Source organism: Methylocystis sp. JAN1 (assembly GCF_052186135.1).
GTDB lineage: Bacteria > Pseudomonadota > Alphaproteobacteria > Rhizobiales > Beijerinckiaceae > Methylocystis.
The window spans coordinates 2,463,475-2,488,439 of sequence record NZ_CP181499.1; the positions used below are offsets into that span (position 1 = coordinate 2,463,475).

The 24,965-nt window shown below is 64.2% G+C and carries 23 protein-coding genes; 16 read left to right on the forward strand and 7 right to left on the reverse strand.

Annotated features, from left to right (window positions below):
- Positions 1 to 45 precede the first annotated feature (45 nt).
- Positions 46 to 1,593, forward strand: coding sequence for a serine hydrolase (locus tag ACNHKD_RS11735; RefSeq protein ID WP_442753668.1), 1,548 nt, complete (start codon positions 46 to 48; stop codon positions 1,591 to 1,593).
- Positions 1,594 to 1,958: 365 nt separating this feature from the next.
- On the opposite strand, the gene ACNHKD_RS11740 is transcribed toward ACNHKD_RS11735, so the two are convergent.
- Positions 1,959 to 2,663 (reverse strand): uroporphyrinogen-III synthase, encoded by a 705-nt coding sequence (locus ACNHKD_RS11740; protein ID WP_442753670.1) that lies wholly within the window; start codon positions 2,661 to 2,663, stop codon positions 1,959 to 1,961.
- Entirely contained in the window at positions 2,663 to 3,589 is a 927-nt protein-coding gene (gene hemC, locus ACNHKD_RS11745) for a hydroxymethylbilane synthase (protein WP_442753671.1), read from the reverse strand. The genes ACNHKD_RS11740 and hemC overlap by 1 nt, the downstream gene beginning before the upstream one ends.
- 70 nt (positions 3,590 to 3,659) lie before the next feature.
- Between hemC and ACNHKD_RS11750 the strand changes: the two genes are divergently transcribed.
- Positions 3,660 to 3,959, forward strand: a complete 300-nt coding sequence (locus ACNHKD_RS11750) for a hypothetical protein (protein ID WP_442753672.1) — start codon at positions 3,660 to 3,662, stop codon at positions 3,957 to 3,959.
- A gap of 29 nt (positions 3,960 to 3,988) precedes the next feature.
- The gene (locus ACNHKD_RS11755) at positions 3,989 to 4,756 is read left to right on the forward strand and encodes an acetoacetate decarboxylase family protein (protein ID WP_442753673.1); all 768 of its coding nucleotides are present in this window, start codon (positions 3,989 to 3,991) and stop codon (positions 4,754 to 4,756) included.
- Positions 4,757 to 4,759: 3 nt separating this feature from the next.
- On the opposite strand, the gene ACNHKD_RS11760 is transcribed toward ACNHKD_RS11755, so the two are convergent.
- Positions 4,760 to 4,999, reverse strand: a complete 240-nt coding sequence (locus ACNHKD_RS11760; RefSeq protein ID WP_442753674.1) for a hypothetical protein — start codon at positions 4,997 to 4,999, stop codon at positions 4,760 to 4,762.
- A gap of 426 nt (positions 5,000 to 5,425) precedes the next feature.
- Between ACNHKD_RS11760 and ACNHKD_RS11765 the strand changes: the two genes are divergently transcribed.
- The 5 genes from ACNHKD_RS11765 to metG all read left to right on the forward strand — a co-directional run bounded on the left by ACNHKD_RS11765 (position 5,426) and on the right by metG (position 14,342).
- A complete protein-coding gene (locus ACNHKD_RS11765) occupies positions 5,426 to 9,439 on the forward strand; it encodes an RHS repeat-associated core domain-containing protein (RefSeq protein ID WP_442753675.1) in 4,014 nt (1,337 codons plus the stop codon).
- A gap of 14 nt (positions 9,440 to 9,453) precedes the next feature.
- Positions 9,454 to 9,885: a hypothetical protein gene (locus ACNHKD_RS11770; protein WP_442753676.1), complete on the forward strand. Its 432-nt coding sequence runs from the start codon at positions 9,454 to 9,456 to the stop codon at positions 9,883 to 9,885.
- A gap of 798 nt (positions 9,886 to 10,683) precedes the next feature.
- A complete protein-coding gene (locus ACNHKD_RS11775; RefSeq protein ID WP_442753677.1) occupies positions 10,684 to 11,472 on the forward strand; it encodes a hypothetical protein in 789 nt (262 codons plus the stop codon).
- Positions 11,473 to 12,072: 600 nt separating this feature from the next.
- Complete coding sequence (locus tag ACNHKD_RS11780) at positions 12,073 to 12,495, forward strand: hypothetical protein (RefSeq protein WP_442753678.1); 423 nt, start codon at positions 12,073 to 12,075, stop codon at positions 12,493 to 12,495.
- 308 nt (positions 12,496 to 12,803) lie between these two features.
- Positions 12,804 to 14,342 carry a methionine--tRNA ligase gene (gene metG / locus ACNHKD_RS11785; protein WP_442756890.1) on the forward strand — a complete coding sequence of 513 codons (1,539 nt, stop codon included), beginning with the start codon at positions 12,804 to 12,806 and terminating at the stop codon, positions 14,340 to 14,342.
- A gap of 124 nt (positions 14,343 to 14,466) precedes the next feature.
- Here metG and ACNHKD_RS11790 read toward each other — a convergent pair whose 3' ends face one another.
- Entirely contained in the window at positions 14,467 to 14,838 is a 372-nt protein-coding gene (locus tag ACNHKD_RS11790) for a VOC family protein (RefSeq protein WP_442753679.1), read from the reverse strand.
- 122 nt (positions 14,839 to 14,960) lie between these two features.
- On the opposite strand from ACNHKD_RS11790, the gene ACNHKD_RS11795 reads away from it, so the two are divergent.
- The 7 genes from ACNHKD_RS11795 to ACNHKD_RS11825 all read left to right on the forward strand — a co-directional run bounded on the left by ACNHKD_RS11795 (position 14,961) and on the right by ACNHKD_RS11825 (position 21,077).
- Positions 14,961 to 15,809 (forward strand): class I SAM-dependent methyltransferase, encoded by an 849-nt coding sequence (locus ACNHKD_RS11795; protein ID WP_442753680.1) that lies wholly within the window; start codon positions 14,961 to 14,963, stop codon positions 15,807 to 15,809.
- A gap of 402 nt (positions 15,810 to 16,211) precedes the next feature.
- A complete protein-coding gene (locus ACNHKD_RS11800) occupies positions 16,212 to 16,595 on the forward strand; it encodes a hypothetical protein (RefSeq protein ID WP_442753681.1) in 384 nt (127 codons plus the stop codon).
- 8 nt (positions 16,596 to 16,603) lie between these two features.
- Complete coding sequence (locus tag ACNHKD_RS11805; protein WP_442753682.1) at positions 16,604 to 17,395, forward strand: TatD family hydrolase; 792 nt, start codon at positions 16,604 to 16,606, stop codon at positions 17,393 to 17,395.
- Positions 17,392 to 18,189 carry an MBL fold metallo-hydrolase gene (locus ACNHKD_RS11810; RefSeq protein ID WP_442753683.1) on the forward strand — a complete coding sequence of 266 codons (798 nt, stop codon included), beginning with the start codon at positions 17,392 to 17,394 and terminating at the stop codon, positions 18,187 to 18,189. Before ACNHKD_RS11805 ends, ACNHKD_RS11810 begins: the two co-directional genes overlap by 4 nt.
- 620 nt (positions 18,190 to 18,809) lie before the next feature.
- The gene (locus tag ACNHKD_RS11815; RefSeq protein WP_442753684.1) at positions 18,810 to 19,472 is read left to right on the forward strand and encodes a cold-shock protein; all 663 of its coding nucleotides are present in this window, start codon (positions 18,810 to 18,812) and stop codon (positions 19,470 to 19,472) included.
- A 118-nt stretch (positions 19,473 to 19,590) separates the two neighbouring features.
- Positions 19,591 to 20,403 (forward strand): nucleoside triphosphate pyrophosphohydrolase, encoded by an 813-nt coding sequence (gene mazG / locus ACNHKD_RS11820; RefSeq protein ID WP_442753685.1) that lies wholly within the window; start codon positions 19,591 to 19,593, stop codon positions 20,401 to 20,403.
- Between the two features lie 113 nt (positions 20,404 to 20,516).
- Positions 20,517 to 21,077 carry a cytochrome b gene (locus ACNHKD_RS11825; protein WP_442753686.1) on the forward strand — a complete coding sequence of 187 codons (561 nt, stop codon included), beginning with the start codon at positions 20,517 to 20,519 and terminating at the stop codon, positions 21,075 to 21,077.
- On the opposite strand, the gene ACNHKD_RS11830 is transcribed toward ACNHKD_RS11825, so the two are convergent.
- Genes ACNHKD_RS11830 through hfq form a run of 3 tightly spaced genes read right to left on the reverse strand, consistent with a single transcriptional unit; the run spans position 21,074 to position 23,022 of the window.
- Positions 21,074 to 21,397, reverse strand: a complete 324-nt coding sequence (locus ACNHKD_RS11830; protein WP_442753687.1) for a DMT family transporter — start codon at positions 21,395 to 21,397, stop codon at positions 21,074 to 21,076. The genes ACNHKD_RS11825 and ACNHKD_RS11830 overlap by 4 nt on opposite strands.
- Positions 21,398 to 21,400: 3 nt before the next feature.
- Positions 21,401 to 22,753, reverse strand: a complete 1,353-nt coding sequence (gene hflX / locus ACNHKD_RS11835) for a GTPase HflX (protein WP_442753688.1) — start codon at positions 22,751 to 22,753, stop codon at positions 21,401 to 21,403.
- 5 nt (positions 22,754 to 22,758) lie between these two features.
- A complete protein-coding gene (hfq, locus tag ACNHKD_RS11840) occupies positions 22,759 to 23,022 on the reverse strand; it encodes an RNA chaperone Hfq (RefSeq protein WP_016921091.1) in 264 nt (87 codons plus the stop codon).
- Between the two features lie 349 nt (positions 23,023 to 23,371).
- Here hfq and ACNHKD_RS11845 point away from each other — a divergent pair, with 349 nt between their 5' ends.
- Entirely contained in the window at positions 23,372 to 24,403 is a 1,032-nt protein-coding gene (locus ACNHKD_RS11845) for an IS110 family transposase (RefSeq protein ID WP_442753689.1), read from the forward strand.
- Positions 24,404 to 24,965 lie beyond the last annotated feature (562 nt).

Consider the following 24,965-nt stretch of genomic DNA (forward strand, 5'->3'; position numbering starts at 1 on the left):
GCTCTGGTTCTGGCGGGCGGACGGCGCGCGAGAGCGGGGCGCGATATGGCAATTACGAGACGTTCGACGATCCTTTCCGCGACCCTGGCGCTTGCCGCGCCGGGGGGCGTTCGGGCGCGGCCCAGGGGGCCGGCGGGCGACCTGGTTGAAAAGCATCTTCCCCATCTCGACCGGATTGTTGTCGAGATCATGAAAAAGACCGGCGCGCCCGGCATGGCGATCGCCGTCGTGTCGCAAGATCGCGTCGTCTATCTCAAGGGCTTCGGGGTCCGCAGGGCGGGGCGTCCGGAGCCGGTCGACGCCGACACGGTCTTTGCGCTCGCCTCGCTCTCCAAACCGCTCGCGACGACCGTCGTCGCCGGCGTGGTTGGCGACGGGGTCGTCTCGTGGGACGACAAGATCGTTCGTTACCTTCCCGATTTCGCGATGAGCGATCCGTGGATCACGCAGGAGACGACGCTGCGCGACATGTTCTGCCATCGCAGCGGGCTCCCTGACCATGCCGGCGATCTTCTGGAGGACATCGGCTATGGCCGCGACGAGGTTCTGCGCCGTCTGCGTTACGTAAAGCCGACCGGCGCTTTTCGCGCCTCCTACGCCTACACCAATTTCGGGTTCGCGGCGGCCGCCGTCGCCGCCGCCAAGGCGGCCGGGAAATCCTGGGAGGATCTCGCGGTTGAGCGCCTCTATCGCCCGCTCGGCATGACGAGCGCGAGCTCCCGCTATGTCGATCTTGCGGCGCGCCAAAACCGGGCTTTTGGACATGTGCGGCGAAACGGCGCCTGGGTTGTCGGGGAACAGCGCCAGCCCGATGCGCAATCGCCTGCCGGCGGCGCCAGCTCCTCGGCCCGCGACATGGCGGCCTGGCTTCGCCTTCAGCTCGCGCGTGGCCGCTTCGGCGGTCGGGAGGTGGTCAAGAATTTTGCGCTCGATGAGACGCATCGGCCGCAGATAGCGACCGGGCCGGCTATTTCGACAGGCGCCGCGCCAACCTTCTACGGGCTCGGTTGGAATATAAGTTATAACGAACATCCGTTAGCACATTGGAGCCATTCCGGCGCTTTCGCGCTCGGCGCGGCGACTTGCGTGAATATCCTCCCCGCCCGCCAGCTCGGCGTCGTTGCGCTCAGCAACGCCTCGCCCGTCGGCGCGCCGGAAGCCGTCTGCCGCAGTTTCCTTGATCTGGCGACCGTCGGAAAAATCGAGCGGGACTGGCTGGCGCTGTTTGGCGCCGGCTTCGCGAAGATGGGGGAGCCGACTTACGGGCGAGACGCCGATTATGCGAGGTCGCCGCCCGGCGCCGCGCCGCCGGCGGCGTTCCCGGAGTATGTCGGCTCATATGCCGACGACCTCTATGGGCCAATATCTATTACGCAGGACGTAAACCGGCTGACCGTCCTGATGGGTCCGAAAAACGCCCCTTATGAAATGCACCATTACGCTGGAGACGTATTCACTTTTCAGCCGCCGGGCGAAAACGCGTTCGGTCCGTGCCCCATGAGATTTATGCGAGACGGAAGTCATAAGATAACAGGGCTGCGCATCGATTGTTTCGACGAGACCGGGCAAGGCGTTTTCAGGCGCGAGCGCTGAAAAGCAGAGGGCCGCGTCAATTTCTCGACGCGGCCCCGTGAGCTCAGCTGCAGCCTCGTTCGCGTCGCCGAAACTGCTTCGGCCCCGCGCGCTTCCGCTGAAAATTACGGAAGCGTCCCACATGACGCGGTTCGATCCCTCCCCGCGTCTCCGGCAGAATATTTCCGGCGACAAAAATCATAGCGATCATACGCTTGGGGTCATCCCCCAAATGGGGTATGCAAACGCAGGTCGCTCCGGCGCCGGCCGTGCGCGCGGCTAGAGGGACGGGGCGGCGGCGCGACTGAAAGGGCTTTTCCGCAGAAAGGCGCGACTAATTCCTGCTTTCCGACTCGGAAAGCGCATCTGAATCGCTGTCGAACGGATCAGCTCACAGACCGCGCGAGAACGGTCAGCAGGCGGTCTTCGTCCGGCTTTTCCGCCCGCGTAACGTCGAGCCCCAGCGCTTCGAGCGGCGCCGCCACATCGGCCGACAGCGCGAAATGGGCGATCGCGCGCAGCGCTCCGGAAAGTCCCGCCGCGTCCGCGAGCTTCAGGAAAATCTCGACGCTGCGGCGGGAGTAATGAAGAGCGACGTCGACCTTCCCCGCGCCCAGCGCCGCGCAGGCCTCGTCGGAGAGAGTTTGAGCCGCGCGCGCCTCATAGACATTGACCACGGTGACGTCGTGTCCGCCGCGGCCGAGGCCCGTCTCCAGCGCCGCCTGCCGGTCGCGCCCGGCGAGATAGAGAAAATGCGACGGCTGCGGATAGCGGGCGAGGAGGAGGGGCAGGATCGCCTCGGCGGCGCCGGCGACGATGTCCGGCCGCCAGCCGCGCGCCTCGGCGGCCCTGGCCGTCCTGGCCCCGACAACATGAAAGGGCAGGGAGTTGTAGCGCTGCGCCTCAGAGCCGGCGCACTCGACGCCCTTGGCGCTCGAGACGAGAATCGCGTCGTAGTCGGCGGGCGGGATGGCGGCCCCGGTGGCGGCGATCTCAAGAACCGGAGATACGATGGGCGTAAATCCCATCGCGAGAAGCTTTTCCGAGGTACGTAAAGCGTCTTCCCGCGCGCGGAGCACGAGAACGCGCATCACATCAGCCCTGCGACGCCATGGGGCAGCTTCAGCACGATCTCATTGCCCGCGTCCGCCCCGATCATCGCCGCGTCAATGGCGCGCCCCTTGCGGCGGGTGGACCAGACCTCGCTGCCGTCCGCCTTCAGCACCTCGCCGTAGAAGGCGAGATCGCCGTCAGCGACCGTCGCGTGGCCGGCGATAGGCGTGCGGCAGGAGCCGTCCAGGGCGGAAAGAAAGGCGCGTTCGGCCGCCAGCGCCAGCGCCGTCGCCTCGTCGAGGATCGGCGCGAGGGCCGCCTGCGCTTGGGGATCATTGGCGCGCGCCGTGATCCCGATGGCGCCTTGCCCGACGGCGGGCGGGAAATCCTCGAGCGGCAGCACCGCCGTCGCGCGGTCGGCGAAGCCGAGCCGCTTCAGCCCGGCAAGCGCGAGCAGCGTCGCGTCGACCTCTCCGGTCTCGACCTTGCGCAGGCGCGTCTCGACATTGCCGCGCAGCAGCGTCGTCCGCAAATCGGGCCGGCGTCGCTTCACCTGCGCCGCGCGCCGCAACGAGGCCGTGCCGACGACGGCGCCGGCCGGAAGCTGATCGATTGTCGCCCCGCCGCGGCCGATCCAGGCGTCGCGCACGTCCTCGCGCGGCAGATAGCCGGCGATGACGATCTCCGCCGGCAGATGCGTCGGCAAATCCTTGGAGCTGTGCACGGCTAGGTCGATCGAGCCGGCGATCAGCGCAGAATCCAACTCCTTGGTGAAAAGCCCCTTGCCGCCGGATTCCGAGAGCGGCCGGTCCTGAATGACGTCGCCGGTCGTCTTGATGATCTCGATGGCCAGATGATCCTCGGCGACGCCATGCGCCCTGGCGAGCAGCGCCCGGACCATATGGGTCTGCGCAAGCGCCAGCGGACTGCCGCGCGTGCCGATGCGAAGGCTTTTGATCGTCATGAACCGTTCCAGCGTGAGAGTCGGGCGGACTATAAGAGCCGGAAAGGGAAGGGCAAGCGCCACAGATCGCGTGCCGAACCACGCGGCGGCGCAGCGGGCGGTTCTTTCCGCTCGCCATGAGCATGGCGGCGATCGCGCTGGGCCTCGCCGCCTATATCGCGGCGCCGGGCGCGCCGCTCCGGTTTTTGGCGGCGGTAGCCGCCTGGCTCGGCTTCTTCTGGATTTTGGCTGGTACTGCCCGTGGATCGCGCTGGTCCCGCTGGGCGCGTTGGGCGCCGCGACGGGAACCTTCGCCTATGGTTGGGGAATCATCGCCTTCGCGGTTGTGTTCGTGCTTCTGACGCAGGCGCGCGCTAGCTTTCGCCATTGAGAGGCGCCTCGCCTCGGAAGCCGGACCTCATGTACGGAACGATCCTCACCCAAGCGCCCGCCAGCCAAGTCGAGCTTTCGAGCGGGCGTCGCGTCGGTCTCCCGGTTCGATATCTGGACTGGACCGCGATATTGGCGCATTTCCCGGCGCCCGCATCAGCCGTCCGGCGCCTCTTGCCGAGCAAGACGCTCGCGCCGGTGCTGATCGCGCCGGGAACCGCGATCCTTTCCGTGGCTGCGGTCGAATACCGGCGGATCGTGGGAATCACGCCCTATAACGAGGTCGCGATCATGGTTCCGGTCCTCCACAAACCGGTCTTCAACATTCCGGCGCTGCCGCTTTTCTTCCCGCGCTTGTTCAAGAGCTTCGGCTTTTTCATCCTGAATATGCCGGTGAACGCCGAGGAATCGCGCGAGCTGGGCGTCAAGGTTTGGGGTTATCCGAGATTTCTCGCGGAAATCGAATTCGATGAAATCGACAACGTCCGGCGTTGTCGCGTCCGCCTGGAAGGAAAGGACTTTCTGACGCTGGACGTCCAGCAGTTCCCCGCGAAAATCCAGAGCGTCGATTTTTGCATTTATACGGTGAAGGACGGCCGCCTGTTGCGGCATCGGGCCGAGACGGAAGGCCTTTACGGCCTGTCGCCTTTCCCTGGCGGGGCCGCGCTGGCGTTTGGAGATCATCCGCTCGCGCAGGCCCTGCGAGGGCTCGGCGTGGGGAAGAAGCCGATCGCGCGCGTTTTTGGAAGCGCCGGCGCGAGCCTGCTTCATGAAGCCGACCGGAGCTTTCCGCTCTGAGAATCAGTCGGCGCTCGGCAGGCGGCGGATGACGAATTCGATGCGGCCGTCGTCGAGCTCCCGCCAAAACTCGATCTCCGTCATATAGGCGGCCTTGGGATAGCGGTCGAACCATTCCCGCGCCTTCGCCCGCGCGTCGAGGCGGGGCAGGGTGAAGGTCTCGCGCCGCCAACTGTCGCTTTGCGAACGGCTTTTTTCCGCGAGCTTGCGCGCGATGTCCCTGGGCGCTCTCGTTACGCTCATTACTGATGCTCCCGCATTTGCGAAAAGATAAGGCGCCCGCGCCGGGAAGGGGAGTCGCATTCGTCAGGGCGTGGCGAAGGCCGGCAAATCCGGTCCGCATGAAGGGTTCCCCGATCGCCGCGCGGAATATTCCTGTGGATAATGTCAGGTTCCCGCCGGAACGCTTTCCTTGGAACAAATGGCTTTTTTCCCAACGACCCGATTTGCGCCGCTCTGCTAGGCGCGCGCGCCGACAGCCTAATTCTTGAATTCGTCGACGCGCGCGTTTCGTGCGCGTTCCGCCGAGTTGACGCGGCGTCCGTGCAAGGCTCCTAATTCGCATTGATTAAAGCAACGCTTTCGCTTGACGGCAGGCGCAGCCAGTGACGTGGCGCGTAAGACCTTCAGGCGGACGCCTTCGCTGAAAATTGCGATGGGAGGCGGTTCATGCGCTGGAGTTTTTCAGTTTTCAGAGCGGTTGCAGCTCTTACGATCGGCCTTGGGCTTTTTCCCGACTCGTCTCGACATAATGCGCAATGGTCGCTGACATCCGCCGCGCGGGCGCAAACGGCCTGTCAATTTCCCCCTTCCGGCGCCGCGACGGCGCAAGCCTGCAACCCGAGCTATACGGCGCAGGTCAATATACCGAAGAATCTCGGCGCGCCGGGCGTCTCGAAGGCGATCAACTTCGCCATCGGCAATCTTTATCTCTCCGAGACCGACCATGTCGGCGGCGGGCCGCTGAGTCTGTCGCTTGGGCGCTTTTACAACAGCTTCGACGCCGGCAATGCGCGAATGTTCGGCGCCGGCTGGCGCGCCGCCTACAGCCGCTCGATCGCGCAACCGACGGGGAACGTCGTCAAGGCGACGCGCGACGACGGGCGCGTATTCACTTTCGCGGGCGGGATTTTCAGCTCGATGGGCGGCGGCTGGACCTCCGAGGCCGACGTCAATTTCAGGCTGACGCAGACGGCGAGCGGCTGGTCCCTGATCACCGACCAGGACGCCGTCGAGACTTACAATGCGCAAGGACGGCTGACGGCTTTCACGAATCGCGCCGGACAGACGCAGACGCTCGTCTATGACGCCCAGGGCCGCCTTTCGACGGTGACGGACCCTTACGGCCGCAGGCTGACTTACAGTTATGTGTCGCCGACCGGCTCGCTGGTCGCGCAGGTGACGGCGCCGGACAATGGCGTTTACGCCTATGCCTATGACGCCAACGGCCGGCTTGCGTCGGTGACTTATCCCGATGCGAGCCAGCGCAAATATCTCTACGAGAACGCCGCCTTTCCGAACGCCGTGACCGGCGTCCTCGACGCGAAGGGCAACCGCGAAGCGACCTACGCCTACAACGCCGCGGGCTTCGCCACATCGAGCCAGGGCGCGCTCGGCGCCGATCTCTTCACCGTCGATTACGCCTATCAATCGCAGGGCGTCGTCGCCACGGCCAACAGCGCCGGCCCGAAAACATCCTATCTGCTGCAGGGAATCGCGGGGACGGCCAAGCCGCTCAAGATTTACGACGCGACTCGCAACGCCTTCGCGACGAATGTCTATGACGCCAACGGCAATCTGACGAGCGAGACCGGTTTCGGCGGCGGGGTCGCGACTTATGCTTATGACACGGCGCGCAATCTGCAGGTTTCGCGCACGCTCGGCGGCTCCTCTCCGGGTGGATCGCTTAACGGCGGGAGCGCCGGCGGCGTCACCGTCACGACGTCCTGGCATCCGACGCTTCGTCTGCCGGTTCAGATCGTCGAGACGACGAAGACAACCTCTTTTGCTTACGACGCGCGCGGCAATCTGCTGAGCGCAACGGTCGCCTCCAACAGCGCTGGCGGCGCCGGTTGCAGCCCTTCCAGCATGCTTTGCGGGGGCGCGACCAGCACGCAATCCTACAGCTACAACGCCGCCGGGCAGCCGCTCACATCGACGGACCCGAACGGCAGGGTCACGACTTACGCCTATGACGCGCGAGGGAATCTTGCGAGCGCGACCAATCCGCTCGGCCAGGCGACAACCCAAACCTTCGACGTCAACGGCAGGGCGCTGACGACGACCACGACGGGCGGCCCGACGACGACCAACGCCTATGACGCGCGTGGCCGCCTCACCTCCAGCACGACCGGCGGGCTGACGACGAGCTACGCCTATGACGCCGCCGGCAATCGGACCAAGGTCGTCAATCCGGACGGCTCCTTCACGTCGAGCGTTTACGATCAGGCGAATCGTCTGGCCGCGACAGCCGACGCGCTCGGCAATCGCACGGTCTACACGCTCGACGCCGCCGGCAACCAGATCCGGACGGACGTCTACGACGCCGCCAATGCGCTGATCGAGACGCGTAGCGCGGCCTATGACGCGCTCGGCCGCAAGACCCAGGACAAGGACGCCGCCGGAAACGTCACGGCCTACAGCTACGATGCCAACGGCAATCTGCTGACCGCGACGACGCCGCTCGGCGCCCGCACGAGCAACGTCTACGACTCGTTGTCGCGCAAAACGCAGACGACCGACGCGCTGAACGGGGTCACGAAGTTCGCCTATGATTCGAACAGCGCGATCACCAGCCAGACCGATCCGCTGAACCATGCGACGACCTACGCCTATGACGGTCTCGGCCGCGTCACGACATTGCAGAGCCCCGACACGGGCGCGACGACCAGCACCTATGACGCGGCGGGCAATCTTCTCACGACCACCGACGCGCGCGGCAAGACGACGACGCATGTTTATGACGCGCTGAACCGCAGGACGAAGACGGCCTACGCCGATGGAACGAGCGTCGTCTGGCTCTATGACCAGGGCGCCAACGCCGCCGGGAAGCTGACCTCGATCACGGACGCGACCGGCTCGCTGACCTATGGCTATGACGCGCTGAAGCGCGTGGTCGCCGCGACGCAGGTCACGGGCGCGGTTTCGAAGACGGTCGGTTATTCCTACGACGCCGCCGGGCGCGCGTCGGGCGTGACTTACCCTTCCGGCGCGGTCATCTCCTACGCTTATGACGCCGCCGGACGCGTCAGTGGAATGACCCTCAACGGCCAGCCGCTGATCTCCGGCGTCGCCTATCGCGGGCCGGGCGCCGTGTCCGCCTGGACGGCCGCCAATGGCTCGACCTACAGCCGCGCGTATAATCAGGACGGACGGCTCGCAAGCCTCGCCTTCACGACAAGCTCCGGCGGCTATTCGCGCGCCCTCGCTTATGACCCGGCGGGCCGCATCGTCGGCATGTCGGAGACCGGCCTGCCGGCGAAGAGCTTCGCCTATGACGCGCTCGACCGGCTGACCGGCTATGCGAGCGGAACGACGACGCAGAGCTATTCCTACGACGCCAACGGCAATCGCAGGAGCTTCTCGACCAATGCGCCGAGCGCGCAGTCCTTCGCCTATGGCTATGATCCGGCGAGCAACCGGCTGCTGTCGCTGTCGGGAAGCTGGAGCGAGAATTTCGCCTACGACGCCTCGGGCAATATCGTCTCCCACAACACGCCCTCGGCGACTTACGCCTTCACCTACGACGCCAAGAACCGCCTGTCACAATCGCTGACCGGCGCCATCCCGGCGAGCTACGGGATCAACGGGCTTGGGCTGCGGGTCTCGAAGACCGACGCCGCGACGCCGGGCGGACGCATCGTCTATGTCTATGACGAAAACGCGCATCTCATCGGCGAATATGACGGGACCGGCGCGCTGATCGAAGAGACAGTGTGGCTCGGCGATCTGCCGGTGGCCGTGCTACGGGCGGGCGGCGTCCTGTATGTCGCGCCGGACCAACTCGGCGCGCCCTGGGCGCTGATCGGCGGCGGGGCAGGGGCGTCGCAGATCGCCTGGCTGTGGGATCACGACCCCTTCGGCAACGGCGCCCCCTCCGCCGCCGTAGGCGTCGCCTACAACCCGCGCTTCCCGGGCCAGTATTACGACGCTCTCACGGGCCTCCACTACAATGGCGCGCGTGATTATAACCCGAAGCTTGGGAGGTATATCGAAAGCGACCCGATAGGGTTGCAGGGTGGGCTGAACACCTATGCATATGTGGGTGGGAATCCAATCTCCAACATTGATAAAGATGGAAGATTCTTCCAGCTTGTAGGTGCGGCATCCGAGGTGTGCGCCATCTTCCCATTACACTGCGCGGCGGTCGCAGCCGGAACAGTTTGGTTAGCGGAAAAAATAATACCCACTACGCCTCTTCTTTCAAAACCCGCCTTGCCGGACGCTCGCCCGGACAACTTTTGCGAGCAATTAGCTTTGGAGGAAGCAAAGGCGGGAGCAGGGTATCAAATACCGCCGTTTTTTCCGGCGACGTTGGGAGACGAACCCAGACTGATAGCGCACTACGGCGCGGGACCGTGGATAAAGAAGGAGCACAAGCATACTTGCTTTGATGGACGCGAGCTTGTTATTCATTATTTTAGTAATGGGCAGGGACTTAATGTCGAACTCAAATTCAAGTAAACGAGGAGAGTTCGGTGGGCAGCCTTGAGATTCAAATAGAAAATCTGGATTCTGGCGAGATCGAGCTCGTCTTCCGTTTCAGGAGTAACGATTTTTATGGAGCAAGCAGTACATGGTTCAGCATCAAGAGCATTGACCATAAGATTGATCGCTTCCTGGACTATCCTTTGAATGCTGACGATCAGCCAGAAATCAGTGGGGGATACGGCGAAAATAACAGAATCGTTCAGGAACATGTCTATTTGACGGTTGCGCCTTTTGGTCGAACAGGCACCGTAAAGCTAACCGTTAGACTCGCTTCTCACCGGCAGGAGCCCACTGATATGAATCTTGGTCTTCAAGGGGAATTTTTGACTAATTATCAGCAATTATCTGATTTTGTTCGAGATTTCAAATTATTGCTAGCAGGAAAGAAGGAGCGCATTTTAATCGAATCAAACAAGTGACGAACTGTCTATCAACGCGCGCGCCAAAAGCAGGATCCTCTTTGTTTACGAGTCCGGCCATCTCATCGGCGAATATGACGGGACCGGCGCGCCGATCGAAGAGACAGTGTGGCTCGGCGAACTGCCGGTGGCTGTGCTGCGGGCGAGCGGAACGCTCTATGTCGCGCCCGACCAGCTCGGTTCGCCCTGGGCGCGCTGATCGGCGGCGGGGCGGGGGCGTCGCAGGTCTTATGGCTGTGGGATCACGACCCCCTCGGCAAAGGCGCGCCCTCTGCTGCGGCCGGGCGGGAGTCCACTCAGCCGGACCGATCCAAGCGGCCTCGTCGCTCCTGCTGCGATCGCCGCGGCCTGCCTGGAATATCCGCCATGCGCGGCCGCCGCCGCGGCGGCTGCAGTCAAGGCCGGTCAACTTGTAGGCGCGATCGCATCCAAGGCGCTATTCGGGAGATCGCCGAATGATGACCAGAAGCATTGGCATCATGAGTTTCCGCAGCAATTTAGGGAGCGGTTTGTCGGGGCAGGCATTGATATTGACGCGCCAGAGAACGGCCGCGTGATACCCGCCCTTGAACATCGCGCAATTCATGCGCAGGGATATAACGAGGACTGGAAAGGCTACCTTAACACTTTACCGACTCCATCACGCATCCGCGCGTTCCGTGACGCAATGATCAACGCCTATCAGCTTTATCTCTATCCCCGTCCCGGCGGGCGCTATCCAGATAAGCTGTTTCCAGACGAATTCTAAATTACATGAAACCCCCGGGATTCGCCCGAGCGTAACAATGGGAAAACGGCATGTTCTGGTTGATTGGCGAGCGTAATGCGCGGCGCAATGCTGAACTGTGGGATAATGAGACCGGCTATTATGAGAAGCATAATATATGCCCGCTGGACCCACATCACGGCATTTTAGCGCGCCGATGGGGTCCCGCGAAGTTTCGAGAGGAGCCAAAGCTCGAAGGTATGTCGCCGCTCGACCGATCCCAAGATGCTTTCTCTACCCCCAGAAGTTCCTTCGTATTCACGCGGCGCGTTTTCGCCGCGCTTGAAGAGGCAAAGCTGACCGGCTGGCTAATGAACCCCGCTACGGTGTCCTTCGCTGACGGGACTGTCAGCACGGATTTTGGAGAACTATGGATCAACGGTTTCGGCGGAGTCGCTCCTCTGTCGACAGGCTGCAAATTGTTGTGGCGCTGCCGCGGATGCGGGTTGAGCGAATATCAGGGCGCCGTCGACTTCATGAAGCGCGCCGAATTCATCAGGCGGACCGGCGTTTTTGTCGAAGCACGCGGAGGATTTGATTTCGGTCAAGCAATCAAGCAAGCCCGCTGGGACGGCTCCGATTTCTTTATTATCTGGCCCCTGATGAATTTTCCCATTTGCACCGATCGGGCGAAAGTTGTGATGGAACAGTTTCGCATTGACAAAATCCAATTCAAAAAACCCGAAGAGATCGAACCTATAGAGTGCTATGGCGATACGGCTGTGCCGCCCTATTACAAGCCCGAAGCCCGCGCCGAGATCGAAGCCTATTGGGCCGAGGCGCCGGTCTGGCCCGACGATTTCGAAAAGCCCGCTCCATAGCGGCGAGGCGCCTTCTCTCGCGTCGGGAGCGAGAGCTACGCCTATGACGCCGCCGGCAATCGGACCAAGGTCGTCAATCCGGACGGCTCCTTCACGTCGAGCGTTTACGATCAGGCGAATCGTCTGGCCGCGACAGCCGACGCGCTCGGCAATCGCACGGTCTACACGCTCGACGCCGCCGGCAACCAGATCCGGACGGACGTCTACGACGCCTCCAATGCGCTGATCGAGACGCGTAGCGCGGCCTATGACGCGCTCGGCCGCAAGACCCAGGACAAGGATGCGGCCGCGATCGAAGCCGCGATAACTGAAGCGAAAAAGGTTCACGGCAATTTGCATCTGAGCCAGGATCCGACTGAACTCTATTATTTGATAAACAGGACGACAAAAGAGATTGATAAAATTGGAATTACAGCAAATCCGTCTGGACGCTATAGTCAAATATATCTTGACAGCGAAAATGTAGATTATCTACCGAAATACCAGTTTTCGTCCCGCTACCCCGCCGTAGTCGCGGAAAATATCGAATTGACCACATATTTCCTTTCCCGTGGGCGCTTGCCTCGGCTAAATCAGACATTTCGTTAGGAGCGGGTTGACATGGAGTTCCGGGCTTTGGCCGAAGTGTTCGATCTTGCCTATCCCGCGCTTGACAAGGTCCGAGACTTGGTGGAGCCGCAGCTAAATGCAGCGTTTGCCACGTCCGCCTTATCGAGCGTCGAGGGTAAGCTGCGCTACGTTCCGATCGTGATGCCGGAAGGCATGCGCGAGCGTTACCCCGCACGCTCGAAGTTGAGGAAAAAACAGCAAGTCTACGACTGTGCGCCGCAATTGAACTACGAGACCTTCGTTGATGGCACGTTCGAGCAGCAGGTGCGGGAATATATTCGTGGCGTCGCCGAATCCGCGCCGCATCTGTCAGGGCTCGGCGCGTCGCCAGAGCAAATCGCGGAGTTCGAGAAAATCCTGACCGACGTCGCCGACCGCATCATCGCCAACGAGCTCGACAAGACGCGGCATTAAGGCGCGCCGAGAGCCCGCCTGATCGGCGAGTATGACGGGACGGGCGTAGCTGGGTGATCTCCCCGTGGCGGCGCTACGGGCGGGCGGAACGTTCTATGTCGCGCCGAACCAGCTCGGTTCGCCTTGGGCGCTGATCGGCGGCGGGCAGGGGCGGCGCAGGTCGCCTGGCACGACCCCTTCGGCAACGGCGCGCCCTCCCGCCGTCGTATGCGTCGCCTACACCGCTCATCCCGCCTTGACCGTCGCACCGTCTTTCCCGCGCCGCGAAAGAACGCTAGATCAGCGCCATGAGCGACCGTCCCACCTACATGATCTCCACGGCCATTCCTTACGCGAATGGCGCGCCCCATATCGGCCACGCCTATGAGCGCATCGCGACCGACGCCTTTGCGCGCTGGAAGCGGCTCGACGGCTATGACGTGCTCTTCATCACCGGCATGGACGAGCACGGCCAGAAGGTGCAGCGCACGGCCGAGAAGGAAGGAGTGACGCCCCAGCAATTCGTCGACGGCGTCGCCGCGCAATTCGCCCGCATGGGCGAGGCGCTGAACGCCCGCGCCGACGACATCGTCCGCACGACGCAGGAGCGCCATAAGGAGGCGGCCCTCGAAATGTGGCGGCGCATGGAGGCCAATGGCGACATCTACCTCTCGAAATACGCCGGCTGGTATTCCGTGCGCGACGAGGCCTACTACGCCGAGGACGAACTGACCGAGCGCGAAGGCAGGAAATACGCGCCGACCGGCGCGCCGGTCGAATGGCTGGAGGAGGAAAGCTGGTTCTTCAGGCTCTCGGCCTATGCCGAAAAGCTGCTGGCGCTCTATGAGGCGAACCCCGACTTCATCACGCCCGAGCACTACAGGAACGAGATCGTCGCCTTTGTGAAGCGCGGGCTGGACGATCTCTCGGTGTCGCGCACCACCTTCGACTGGGGCGTCAAGATTCCGCCGAGCCCCGAGACGAGCGCGACCCACGTCATGTATGTCTGGGTCGACGCGCTGACGAACTACATCACCGCGACCGGCTGGCTCACCGGCGGCGAGAAGGCGCGCTACTGGCCGGCCGACGCCCATGTCATCGGCAAGGACATCACCCGCTTTCACGCCATCTACTGGCCGGCCTTCCTGATGTCGGCGGGCGCGCCGCTGCCCAGGCGGATCGTGGTGCATGGCTTCCTGTTCTCGCGTGGCGAGAAGATGTCGAAATCGCTCGGCAACGTCGTCGGCCCGCAGGAGCTGATCGACCGCTACGGCGTCGACCAGATACGCTATTTCTTTCTCCGCGAAGTGCCTTTCGGACAGGACGGCAATTATTCGCACGAGGCGATCGTCATGCGCGTGAACGCCGACCTCGCCAACGACCTCGGCAATCTGGCGCAGCGCTCCCTGTCGATGATCGCCAAGAACTGCGGCGGCGTCGTGCCGAAGAAGGGCGAGCTGACCGGCGCCGACCGGGATATCCTCGCGCAGGCCGCTGGCGCGTTGGAGAAGGCCCGCGCGGCGATGGGCGCCTATCAGCCCCATCACGCTCTTGCCGAAATTTTCCGCGCGGTCGCCGAAGCCAACCGCTATTTCGCAGGCGAGGAGCCCTGGGCGAAGAAGAAGACCGACCCCGCCCGCATGGAGACGATCCTCCATGTGACCGCCGAGACGCTGCGCCGTCTGGCGATCCCGCTACAGCCCTTCATCCCGGAGGCGGCCGAGAAGTTTCTCGATTCGCTCGGCGTCGGCCCGGACGAGCGCGACTTCGCCCATGCCGGCGAGGCCAACGCCCTGCAGGAAGGCGCGCCGCTTCCGCCGCCGTCGCCGGTGTTTCCGCGATATATCGAGGCGGAGGAGAGGGCCTGACAAGCTTCGCCCCCTCACCCGAACACCGCTGCGGTCGTCAACGTCCCGGGTCCTGGCGTGGACGCCCGCGACAAGCGCGGGCGTGACCGGGGAGAGATGGCGGTCCACGATATGAGGCGTCGCCTTACTGCGGGACCGTCATCAATTCCAGCACATGGCCGTCGGGGCTCCTGAAATAGACCCCGCGGCCGCCATTCCAGTGGTTGATCTTCCCATCCTCGAAATTGCCCGGCGCGCTGCCATATTTCAGGCCGCTCGCCTGCACCCGGTTGAAGATCGCCTCGAACTCCGCGTCGCTGACATGGAAGGCGTAATGGCTGGGCTGGAAGTTCGGCTCATCGTCGAAAAGCAGCGTCAGCGTGTCGTTGACCCGGACCGGCGCAAAATGCGTGGCCGCCGCCTCGTCGAAGGGCAGGCCGAAGATATGGGCGAACCAGCGCGCCGCGTCCCGCTTGTCTTTCGCCGCCACGATTGTGTGGTTGAGCACGATGGTCATTTTTTCCAGCCCCTTTCACGGACCGGGCGCCCTCAGGCGCGTCCAATGTTATCGCCTCAAATGGCGCCGGGCGGGGCGCGATCACGAGCTTTGCAAGGCAAGCGGGCGACGAGATCGTTCGATTGGCTTCCGATCAGGCGAGCGGCTACACTGCCGACATGCGCGATTCCGATCCAGCCCGCTTCGCCGGCGACATTCCCCGCCATTACGACGCGGGCCTCGGCCCCGTGATCTTCGAGGATTACGCGGCCGACATCGCCCGGCGGACAGCCATACGCGCGCCGCATGACGTGCTGGAGATCGCGGCGGGAACGGGCATTGTCACGCGCAAACTCCGGGACGCGCTTCTTCCGGCCGCTCGCCTGACGGCGACGGATCTCAACGCGCCCATGCTGGAGGTCGCGCGCCAAAAATTCCGTGCGGACGAGGCGGTGGGCTTCGAGGTCGCCGACGCGCTCGTCCTGCCTTTCGCGGACCGGGCTTTCGACGCCGTCGTCTGCCAGTTCGGCCTGATGTTCTTCCCCGACAAGGACGCCGCGCTGCGGGAGGCCCGGCGTGTGCTGAAGCCCCATGGCCGCTATCTCTTCAACGTCTGGGACGCGGCGCGCTACAACCCTTTCGCGCGCATCGGCCTCGGCGTGGTCGAGCGCCTCTTCCCCGACGATCCGCCGAAGTTCCTCAAGACGCCTTTCTCCTGCCCGGAGATCGACCCCATCAAGGAGGCGCTCATCGCCGCGGGCTTCTCGCATATCGTCGTCTCGGTGCTGCCGCGCATGCACGAAGTCGCAGACCCGATGGCTTTTTCAAAGGGCCTCGTCTTCGGCAACCCGCTCGTCGACCAGATCCGCGCGCGGGGGGACGTAGCGCCTGAGACCGTTGTCGAGGCGATGGCGGCGCAGCTGACCGAGGAGTTCGGGACGCCTGTGAAATTGCCGATGCAGGCGATCTTGTTCGAGGCGGTCCGGACGTGACAGGGGCTTCCGCCCAATGGGCCGGGGATTGCGGGTGAGCGACCGAGGGAGATGTGCTATAATTATCCAATGAACTCGACGTTCAAAAAGATGCTCCTCGCAATCGAGCGCTGGCCAGAGGCAAGCCGGGAAGCATTGGCTGAAGCGGCGCGGGAAATCGAGGCGGCGCGAACAGGTCTTTACGCCCTCTCGCCCGACGAAGAGGCAGCGATCGCGGAAGGTTTGACGCAAGCGGAGAGCGGCGAGTTCGCCACAGGGAGCGGCGCGTGTCGCAGCCGGCTTGGAGACCTTTGTCGCCTTCCTGTCTGAAAACCCGGTCCGGTTTCTACCGGCTCACCGATGAAGCTGTCGAAATCGTGCATATCAGGCATTCGGCCCGCCGGCCGTGGCAGGCAGACTGAGATGGATAAAGCAAAGACGTTAGCGGCTCTTGTCGCCGCCGCAATCGCCACAGGCGGCTCTGTCGAAGCCCGGCCCGCCGGAGCCACGTCCAGCTATGACGGCGTCTGGACCATCGACGCGACAACATCGAGCTTCTTCTGTCCAGTGAAAAGCAAGCGCCTCTGGGCGGTGGTGCAGGGCGGTCGCGTGACGAAGCTGACGGGCCTTCCGGCCGCCGCCTCCGGTCAAATCGGCCCGGGCGGAGCCGTTTCCTTCATCCTGAAGCTCCTCGGCGCCACCGCCACGGTGAATGGCAAAATGAACCGCGGGAGCGGGGCGGGCGGCTGGTCCTCCAACAGCTTTCTATGCGCGCGGGGCGACTGGCGCGCTTATTCGGGAAAATGAAAACAAACATGCTCATCGACACCCATTGCCATCTCGACTTCCCCGATTTCGCGCCGGAGCAGGCCGACATTGTCGCCCGCGCGAAGGCCCGGGGCGTCGGGCGGATGATCACCATCTCCACGCATCTCTCGCGCTTCGACCGCGTCAAGGCAGTGGCGGAAGCCTATCCGGAGGTGTTCTGCACGGTCGGGACTCATCCGCATCATTCGCATGAGGAGGCCGAGCCGACGGTCGACGCGCTCGTGACGTTGTCGCAACATCCCAAATGCGTGGGGCTCGGCGAGGCGGGACTCGACTATCATTACGACCGCGCGCCGCGCGACGTCTCGCAACGCGTCTTTCGCACCCATATCGCCGCCGCGCGCGAGACCGGGCTGCCGCTTGTGATCCATACGCGCGACGCTGACGAGGATTGCGCAGCGATTCTTGCCGAGGAAATGGGGAAGGGGGCCTTCCCGGCCCTGCTCCATTGCTTCACTTCGAGCCGCCAGCTCGCCCAGACCGCCATCGATCTCGGCCTCTACATCTCTTTCTCGGGCGTGGTGACCTTCAAGAATTCGGCCGAACTGCGGGAGACCGCCAAGGCCGTGCCACTGGAGCGGATGCTGGTCGAGACCGACGCGCCGTTTCTCGCGCCGGCGCCGCATCGGGGCAAACGCAACGAGCCGGCCTTCGTCGCCGATACGGCCCGGCTTCTCGCCGAAATCAAGGGCGTCTCCGAGGCCGGATTCGCCCGAGCCACAACTGAAAACGCGCTGCGGCTCTTCACGAAAATGCCGCCGCTGGAGCAGGCCGCGTGACGTTGACCGTCACGATATTGGGCTGCGCGTCATCAGGCGGCGTGCCGCGGGTCGGGCAGGGCTGGGGCAGGTGCAACCCGGACAATCCCCGGAACCGCCGTCGTCGCTGCTCGATTCTGGTGGCGCAAGGCGACCGCGAAGCCGCGGCGACGCAGGTGCTGGTCGACACCGGGCCGGATCTGCGCGAGCAGCTTATCGACGCCGACGTCAAGCGCCTCGACGCGGTGCTCTACACCCATCCGCACGCCGACCACACGCATGGGATAGATGACGTGCGCGGGCTCGTGATCCGGAACGGCCGCCGCATCCCGGCCTACATGGACGAGCCGACGGCGCGCGAGGTCACCCACAAATTCGGCTACATCTTCGTCACGCCGCCGGGGAGCTTCTATCCGCCGCTGATGACCGAACACCGGCTGCGTCCAGGCCGGCCCGTGACGATCGAAGGCCCCGGCGGCTCGCTTGAGGCGACGCCGTTCCGGCTCGACCATGGCGACATGGACGCGCTGGGCTTCCGCTTCGGCGGCGTCGCCTATACGCCGGACCTCAACGCCATCCCGCCGGAGAGTTCGCGCTTTCTCGAGGGCCTCGACCTCTGGATCATCGACGCGCTGCGCTGGCAGCGGCACGGCACGCATCTTTCGGTGGAACAGGCGCTGGCTTTCATCGACCTCTACCGGCCGAAGCGCGCCGTGCTGACCGACCTTCACGTCGATCTGGATTACGACGCGCTGGCTGCGGTGCTGCCGGCCAATGTCGAGCCGGCCTATGACGGGATGCGGATCGAAGTCTGAAACATCCGCAGAGGCGCCGAATTTGGTTCCATAATATCGATTATGCGAATCAAACATAGCCTCTCTCCCGCCTCTCGGAATCGAATTTCCCCGGCTCCATTGCGGCGCCGCCAGAGATCGTCGCCGCTCCGACTCCTTCCGCCCGCATGGCGTAACGACCTGGCTGGCTGAACATGAGCGCGGCGGGGCGTTCATAACCAGACAGGCTCGAGACGTTCGGGGCAGGAAGACGTTTGCGGCAAGGAAGCGACGACGCTTGAAGGGGGCGCCGCCATACGTCGCGCCCGGCGAAGGCCGCCGAACGTCGGCCGGTCTCAGTTTCGACATTTTCCGGCTTTGGGCCGATGCCCGCGAAGCGCCTGAAAAAGCAATGCGGCGCGAAGCGAAAGCCAGGCCCGACCATGGCGTTTCTTGGGTTTTTTCGATGGCGCGACGAAAATTTCTGGCCAGGACGGCCCGATATCTGCTAAAACCCCTGCTGCGCGGGACTATATGGCATTCAAACTGGCAACATCCCATCGTTTCGAGCGGACGCATTTTTCGCGCCCGACCGTTTTCGCATGGGCGCACGCGTTTGGCATAAAAGTCTTGCCTTTTTTGGCGGAGACGAGCAGGAAGACATGAGCAAAGGTAGAGATTTCCGGGGACCTCGCAAGCGCGGGTTCGATGACGACGGTCCGTACGGCTATGACGCCCCCCGGCCCAGTCGCGCCCCGAGGTCGCCGTTCGGGGGCGGGTTCCCCGACTCGGCTCCCCCGATGATGAGCAACGAGCCGGCCGTTGACGCCATCGTGAAATGGTTCAAGCCGGATAAAGGCTTCGGCTTCGTCGAGCTCGCCAACGGCACGGGCGACGCCTTCCTTCATATCGGCGCGGTGCAGGCTGCGGGATATGAAGCTTTGCCGCCAGGCGCCAAGCTGCAGGTCGTCGTGACCAGTTCGGTGAAGGGCCAGCAGGTCCAGCGCATCCTTGACGTCGATCTCGCCGGCGCCGCCGAGCGCGCTCCGCCGCCTCCGCGCGGCGGCGGTTTCGACAGCCCCCGCCCGCGCCGTCAGGCGCCTGATCCGTCGACCGCCGTGCCGGTCTCCGGCAAGGTCAAGTGGTTCGACGAGACCAAGGGTTTCGGCTTCGTTCAGTCGAATGACGGCGGCAAGGACGTTTTTGTCCACATCTCGATCCTCGGCCCGTCGGGCGTGCAGCGCCTGCTGGAAGGCCAGCCGGTGACCATGCAGGTCGTCGACACCGCCAAGGGCCGCGAGGCGCTGTCCATCACGCTGGATTAACGATCCGAGCGCCGCAAGCTGGCCTGCCTGCGGCGCTTTCTCCATTTGCGAGCCTGAAGGCTTGCGGTCCGGGGCCCTTTGGACCGCAAGCCTTCAGGCTCGTTGTGCGAATCCGAGCATGTCTGAGAAGATCGAGCGTCTCATCGAGATCATGGCGGCGCTGCGCGCGCCCGGGACCGGTTGCCCTTGGGACCTTGAGCAGGATTTCCGCTCCATCGCGCCCTACACAATCGAGGAAGCCTATGAGGTCGCCGACGCGATCGAGTCGGGCGATCTCGATGAGCTGAGGGACGAGCTCGGCGACCTTCTGCTGCAGGTCGTCTTCCATTCGCGCATGGCGGAGGAGCAAGGCGCCTTCGCCTTCCCCGACGTGGTCACGGCGATTTGCGACAAGCTCATCCGACGCCACCCGCATGTCTTCGGCGAGGGCGCCGCGCTCACGCCCGAGGGCGTGACGGCGCAGTGGAGCGAGATCAAGGCGGCGGAAAAGGCCGCCAAAGGAACCCCTGCTCCGGCAAGCCTCCTCGACGGCGTCCCCCTCGCCCTGCCCGCTCTTACCCGCGCCGTCAAACTCCAGCAGAAGGCGTCAAAAGTCGGCTTCGACTGGAACGACGCCCAGCATGTGATGGGGAAGATTCGCGAGGAAACGGAAGAGGTTGCCGCAGAGCTGGCGCAAGGCGAGATTGACCCGAAAGCGCTGGAAGAGGAGATCGGCGACCTGTTCTTCGTGGTCTCCAACCTGGCTCGTCACGCCAAGGTCGACCCCGAGCAGGCGCTACGCGGCGCCAACGCGAAATTCGAGCGCCGTTTTCATCATATCGAGCGCCGCCTTGCGGAGACGGGCTCGTCCCTCGAAGCTGCCTCGCTGGATGAAATGGAAGCGCTTTGGGCCGAAGCCAAGCTGGCGGAAAAAGCCAAGGCGGAGAAGTAGGGCGCCGCTCCCATCGGCCTCCTCGCAGGGGGGCGCGCCCGCGGTGCGACACTGCAAGTACTTGATCTGAACGCGGCTTTGCGCCACGCTGCCGCCTCAACATGGAGGCCGCCATGTCCGACGCTTCGACCGCGTCCCGCTACAGTCCGCCCGCGCAATTTTTTCACTGGTTGACAGTCGTTTGCGTCGCCGCCGCCTGGACACTGGGCGTCTTCGGCGACGAACTGCCGCGCGGGTCGATCCGCCATATGGGCGAGTTCATCCATATCTTTTTCGGCGAACTGGTGGTCCTGCTGCTTCTGCTGCGTCTTGCCTGGCGCTTCACGACCCCCGCCCCGCCTTTGGAGCCGACGCGCCTCGGCGCGCCTGCCGCGCTCGCGACCAAGCTCGGCCATCTGGCGATCTACGCCCTGCTTCTCGCGGCGCCGGTCGTCGGATTGGTGACGCTGTTCCATGGCGGCGACCCGCTCTCGCTTTTCGGCGTCGCCGAAATTCCCTCGCCCTGGCCCAAGAACCGCGAGCTCAAGCATTACGCGAAAGAAATCCACGAGTTTCTGGCGCATCTGCTGGTCTTGCTGGCGGCGCTGCACGCCGCCGCCGCGCTGGCGCATCATTACGTGCTGAAGGACCGCACGCTGAAGCGGATGCTGCCGGCTTTCCTATTGGCCGATTAGCGCGCGCTCCCCCCGAACTTCAGGACAACCACGCCGAGCCCGATCAGAAGGATGCCTGCGATCTCCATGGCGCCCAGCGACTGACGATAGAAGACCCAGCCGGCGACCGAGATTAGCGCAAGGCCGACCCCGGACCAGACGGCGTAGGCGACGCCAAGCGGAATGGCTTCCAGCGTCAGCGAGAGGAAGTAGAAGGCGCTTACATAGCCTGCAACGACAAAGAAGGACGGCAGCGGATTGCGGAAGCCCTGCGCTGCGGGCAGCAAGGAGGAGCCCGCGACCTCGGAAAGGATCGCAATGGCGAGGTAGATCCAATGCATGCGCTAGACGTTCCGGGCGGCCGGCGCGGCGGCCCCGTAGCGGCGCTTGACCTCGTCGAAACGCTCCGGCGCGACGCGCACCACGAGGCGCGAACCGCCATCGTCCCGGGACTCGCGCGACAGCACCTCGGCATGGGCGTGAAGCCAGGCGAGCCCCTGCCCGTCCTCCGGCGCCAGCTCCAGCGCCAGCGTCATCCGGCTGGCGGCCAGCAGGTTCTCGACGCGCGTCAGAAGGTCGTCGAATCCCTCGCCCGTCAGCGCCGAGACGAGCGCCGGCCGGCGTCGGGGCTCATAGCCGCGAGCGGCGACGCGCAAGGCGTCGAGACGCTCGGGAGCGAGCGAGTCGATCTTGTTCCAGACCTCAATGATTCGGCCCTCGGCCTCTCCCTTGAGACCCAACTCATCGAGAATCGTCTCGACGTCGCGCGCCTGAGCTTCGGAATCCTCGTGCGAGACGTCTCTGACGTGCAGGATCACGTCGGCGAGCGTCACTTCCTCCAGCGTCGCCCGGAAAGCCGATACGAGCATGGTCGGCAGGTCGGAGATAAAGCCCACAGTGTCAGAGAGCAGCACGCGAGCGCCGTGCGGCAGGCGGATCTGGCGCAGGGTCGGGTCGAGCGTCGCGAAGAGCATATCCTGCGCGAGCACGTCCGCCTTGGTCAGCCGATTGAAAAGCGTGGACTTTCCGGCGTTCGTGTAACCGACCAGGGCGACGACCGGGTAAGGAACCTCGCGCCGCGTCTTGCGGTGGAGGCCGCGCGTGCGCTTGACCTTGTCGAGGTCCTGCTCGATGCGGCGCATCCTTTCCTCGATGAGGCGGCGGTCGGTCTCGATCTGCGTCTCGCCGGGGCCACCGAGGAAGCCGAAGCCGCCGCGCTGGCGCTCAAGGTGTGTCCAGGACCGCACGAGGCGGGATTTCTGATAGGCCAAATGGGCGAGTTCGACCTGCAGCGCGCCCTCCTTGGTGCGCGCGCGCTGACCAAAAATCTCCAGGATCAGCCCCGTGCGGTCGATAACCTTGGCGCCCCAGGCTTTTTCGAGATTGCGCTGCTGCACGGGCGAGAGCTGGCAATCCATGCTGACGAGGCCGGCCTCCCGCGCCTTGACGGTCTCGGCGATTTCCTCGACCTTGCCCTTGCCGAGATAGGTGGCGGGACGAACCTCGTTCAGCGCGACGCCAATCTCGCCGACGATGTCGAGATCAATGGCCTGAGCGAGGCCGACGGCTTCGCCGAGACGCGCCTGCGGGTCGCGCGAGAGCGATGTGGGCCCCTTCGAAAGATAAGGCCCTACGACAATCGCGCGCGTCCGCTCGTCGCCGACCGCGCGTCCCTCTCCTGCAAGATCGTCGTTCAACCCGCTTACCGCTGCTTCTCCGCCGGCCCTTCGTCCTCGCCAGGCTCGAACATCTGGATTGGATGGCCCGGCATAATGGTCGATATGGCGTGCTTATAGACGAGTTGCGAGTGGCCGTCGCGGCGCAGCAGCAGGCAGAAATTATCGAACCAGGTGACGATGCCCTGAAGCTTCACGCCGTTGACGAGGAAGATGGTGAGCGGGACCTTGTTTTTCCGGACGAAATTGAGAAAAGTATCCTGAAGATTTTGCGAACGCTCCGACGACATCGGCTGTCCTGTTCTTTTCTTGATTGAGCCGAGCGGTTTGACGCCGCCCCCCGCGGTCATGGTTTTTGTTTGGCCTCCGCAAGGCCTCATTAGAGCCTTTCGACTGTCGGAGCGCAAGGCGGAAGTCGCGGTCAGAACCACTTAAGCAATTTATGTGGCTGACCAGGGCGCATGACCTGCGCCTTGCGGCCAGCCAATCACCTTTATCCGTTCCAAACCCGCCGCCGCCACCGCCGGCGCCGGATGCAACTCCACATTGCTTGACCTGGATTGTTGGGGTGGACGGCCCCTGAGCGGCATCTATGCGCCATGATGAGGTTTGTCGAGGACTTCATCAAAGGAGCCGTCCGTGGACCAGATTACACGCATTGGAATGGATACGTCGAAGCGTTTTTTCCAGCTTCACGGGGTGGATGGGCGCGAGCAGGTTGTTCTGCGCCGACAGCTGACGCGCGCGCAGATGGCGTCGTTTTTTGAGAAGCTGCCGCCGACTTTGGTGGCGATGGAGGCGTGCGGAGGGGCGCATCATTGGGCGCGGGAGTTGACGCGGCGCGGGCACGACGTGCGGCTGATCGCGCCCCAGCTCGCCAAGCCTTATGTGGCGCGCGGCAAGAACGATGCGGCCGATGCGGCGGCGCTGTGCGAGGCGGCCGGGCGGCCGCACATGCGCTTCGTGCCGGCGAAATCGGAGGATCAGCAGGCGGCCCTGATGCTGGCGGGCCAACGCGAGCGGCTGGTCGGCCTGCGCACCCAGCTCGTCAACACGATCCGCGGCCATGCGGCGGAGTTCGGCGTCATCGCCGCCAGGGGGCCGGCGGGGGTCGGGCGGCTTCTCGATCGCCTGGCGGCGGCCGATCTTCCGGCCTTGGCGCGCGAGCTGTTCGCCGAACTCGCAGAGGAGCACGCAAGCCTGTGCGGTCGGATCGCGGCGCTCGACCGGCGGCTGCGCGATTGGCATAATGCAAGCGAGGCGGCGCGGCGCCTGACGGCGATCCCGGGCGTCGGTCCGTTGATCGCCTCGCTGCTGGTGATGAAGACGCCCGATCCGCGCCTCTTCAAGTCGGGGCGCGACTTCGCCGCCTGGCTCGGATTGACGCCGCGCGACCATTCGACCGCCGGCAAGGCGCGGCCGGGGCGCATTACGCGGGCCGGCGATCCGATGCTGCGCAGCCTGCTCGTCGTCGGCGCGACCGCGGTGGTCTGGCAGACGCGCCGAGGCGCGGCGAAAAACCCGTCCGCCTGGCTGCAGGCGCTGATCGCGCGCAAGCCCGCCAAACTGGCCGCGGTGGCGCTCGCCAACAAGATGGCGCGGATCGCCTGGAAGCTGATGGCGAGCGGCGAGCGCTATGCGCGCCGCGGCCCGGCCATCGCCGCCGCCTGACGAAATCGGCGGGCTCGAACCGACATTCGGGCTCGCCGGGCCGACCTTGCAACAGACGGAGAGAGATGGACGGGATCGTTCGATCCGCCCCGGGAGATAAACCGCGCGAAGCAACGGCCCATCGAGGTCGCTGGATTGTTTGGATCTCCCGCACGCGGAACCCATCTTGGCCAGCGGCCTTCGCCGCACCAACAGGCCGGACACATGCTCGCAAGCGAACGCACCCCCAAAAATCTCCCGCCAGACCTTGCAAGCAAGGGGCCGTCCACACATGCTTATGACCTGGGGCCGCCAATGTCGGCGCGCCGAGAGCCGCTCGGGCTGCTGGACGAGACGTCCCGTTCGAAGGCCCTTTCCGCATTCCTGGGCGCTGCTCTCCAGCGCTTTGGACGGTCATTTTGCTGCATTACAGCATTGGAGATCAAGCGCGGCCACTCGGTCTCGCCCGGGAGCGCGAGCGGACCGCCGCGAAGCGACGACCGCTCCGACAATCGCCGCGGCGCTTCGAGGGAGACAAAATGAGCCGCCCATTTTCAGAGGCGCGCCGCATCTCGCCGGATAG

What these genes read in the sequence shown, in the direction of transcription:
- ACNHKD_RS11735 (WP_442753668.1), top strand. Translation starts at nt 46, where the DNA reads ATGGCAATTACGAGACGTTCGACGATCCTTTCCGCGACCCTGGCGCTT.
- ACNHKD_RS11740 (WP_442753670.1), bottom strand. Translation starts at nt 2,663, where the DNA reads ATGCGCGTTCTCGTGCTCCGCGCGCGGGAAGACGCTTTACGTACCTCG.
- hemC (WP_442753671.1), bottom strand. Translation starts at nt 3,589, where the DNA reads ATGACGATCAAAAGCCTTCGCATCGGCACGCGCGGCAGTCCGCTGGCG.
- ACNHKD_RS11755 (WP_442753673.1), top strand. Translation starts at nt 3,989, where the DNA reads ATGTACGGAACGATCCTCACCCAAGCGCCCGCCAGCCAAGTCGAGCTT.
- ACNHKD_RS11760 (WP_442753674.1), bottom strand. Translation starts at nt 4,999, where the DNA reads ATGAGCGTAACGAGAGCGCCCAGGGACATCGCGCGCAAGCTCGCGGAA.
- ACNHKD_RS11765 (WP_442753675.1), top strand. Translation starts at nt 5,426, where the DNA reads ATGCGCTGGAGTTTTTCAGTTTTCAGAGCGGTTGCAGCTCTTACGATC.
- ACNHKD_RS11775 (WP_442753677.1), top strand. Translation starts at nt 10,684, where the DNA reads ATGTTCTGGTTGATTGGCGAGCGTAATGCGCGGCGCAATGCTGAACTG.
- ACNHKD_RS11780 (WP_442753678.1), top strand. Translation starts at nt 12,073, where the DNA reads ATGGAGTTCCGGGCTTTGGCCGAAGTGTTCGATCTTGCCTATCCCGCG.
- metG (WP_442756890.1), top strand. Translation starts at nt 12,804, where the DNA reads ATGATCTCCACGGCCATTCCTTACGCGAATGGCGCGCCCCATATCGGC.
- ACNHKD_RS11790 (WP_442753679.1), bottom strand. Translation starts at nt 14,838, where the DNA reads ATGACCATCGTGCTCAACCACACAATCGTGGCGGCGAAAGACAAGCGG.
- ACNHKD_RS11800 (WP_442753681.1), top strand. Translation starts at nt 16,212, where the DNA reads ATGGATAAAGCAAAGACGTTAGCGGCTCTTGTCGCCGCCGCAATCGCC.
- ACNHKD_RS11805 (WP_442753682.1), top strand. Translation starts at nt 16,604, where the DNA reads ATGCTCATCGACACCCATTGCCATCTCGACTTCCCCGATTTCGCGCCG.
- ACNHKD_RS11815 (WP_442753684.1), top strand. Translation starts at nt 18,810, where the DNA reads ATGAGCAAAGGTAGAGATTTCCGGGGACCTCGCAAGCGCGGGTTCGAT.
- mazG (WP_442753685.1), top strand. Translation starts at nt 19,591, where the DNA reads ATGTCTGAGAAGATCGAGCGTCTCATCGAGATCATGGCGGCGCTGCGC.
- ACNHKD_RS11825 (WP_442753686.1), top strand. Translation starts at nt 20,517, where the DNA reads ATGTCCGACGCTTCGACCGCGTCCCGCTACAGTCCGCCCGCGCAATTT.
- ACNHKD_RS11830 (WP_442753687.1), bottom strand. Translation starts at nt 21,397, where the DNA reads ATGCATTGGATCTACCTCGCCATTGCGATCCTTTCCGAGGTCGCGGGC.
- hfq (WP_016921091.1), bottom strand. Translation starts at nt 23,022, where the DNA reads ATGTCGTCGGAGCGTTCGCAAAATCTTCAGGATACTTTTCTCAATTTC.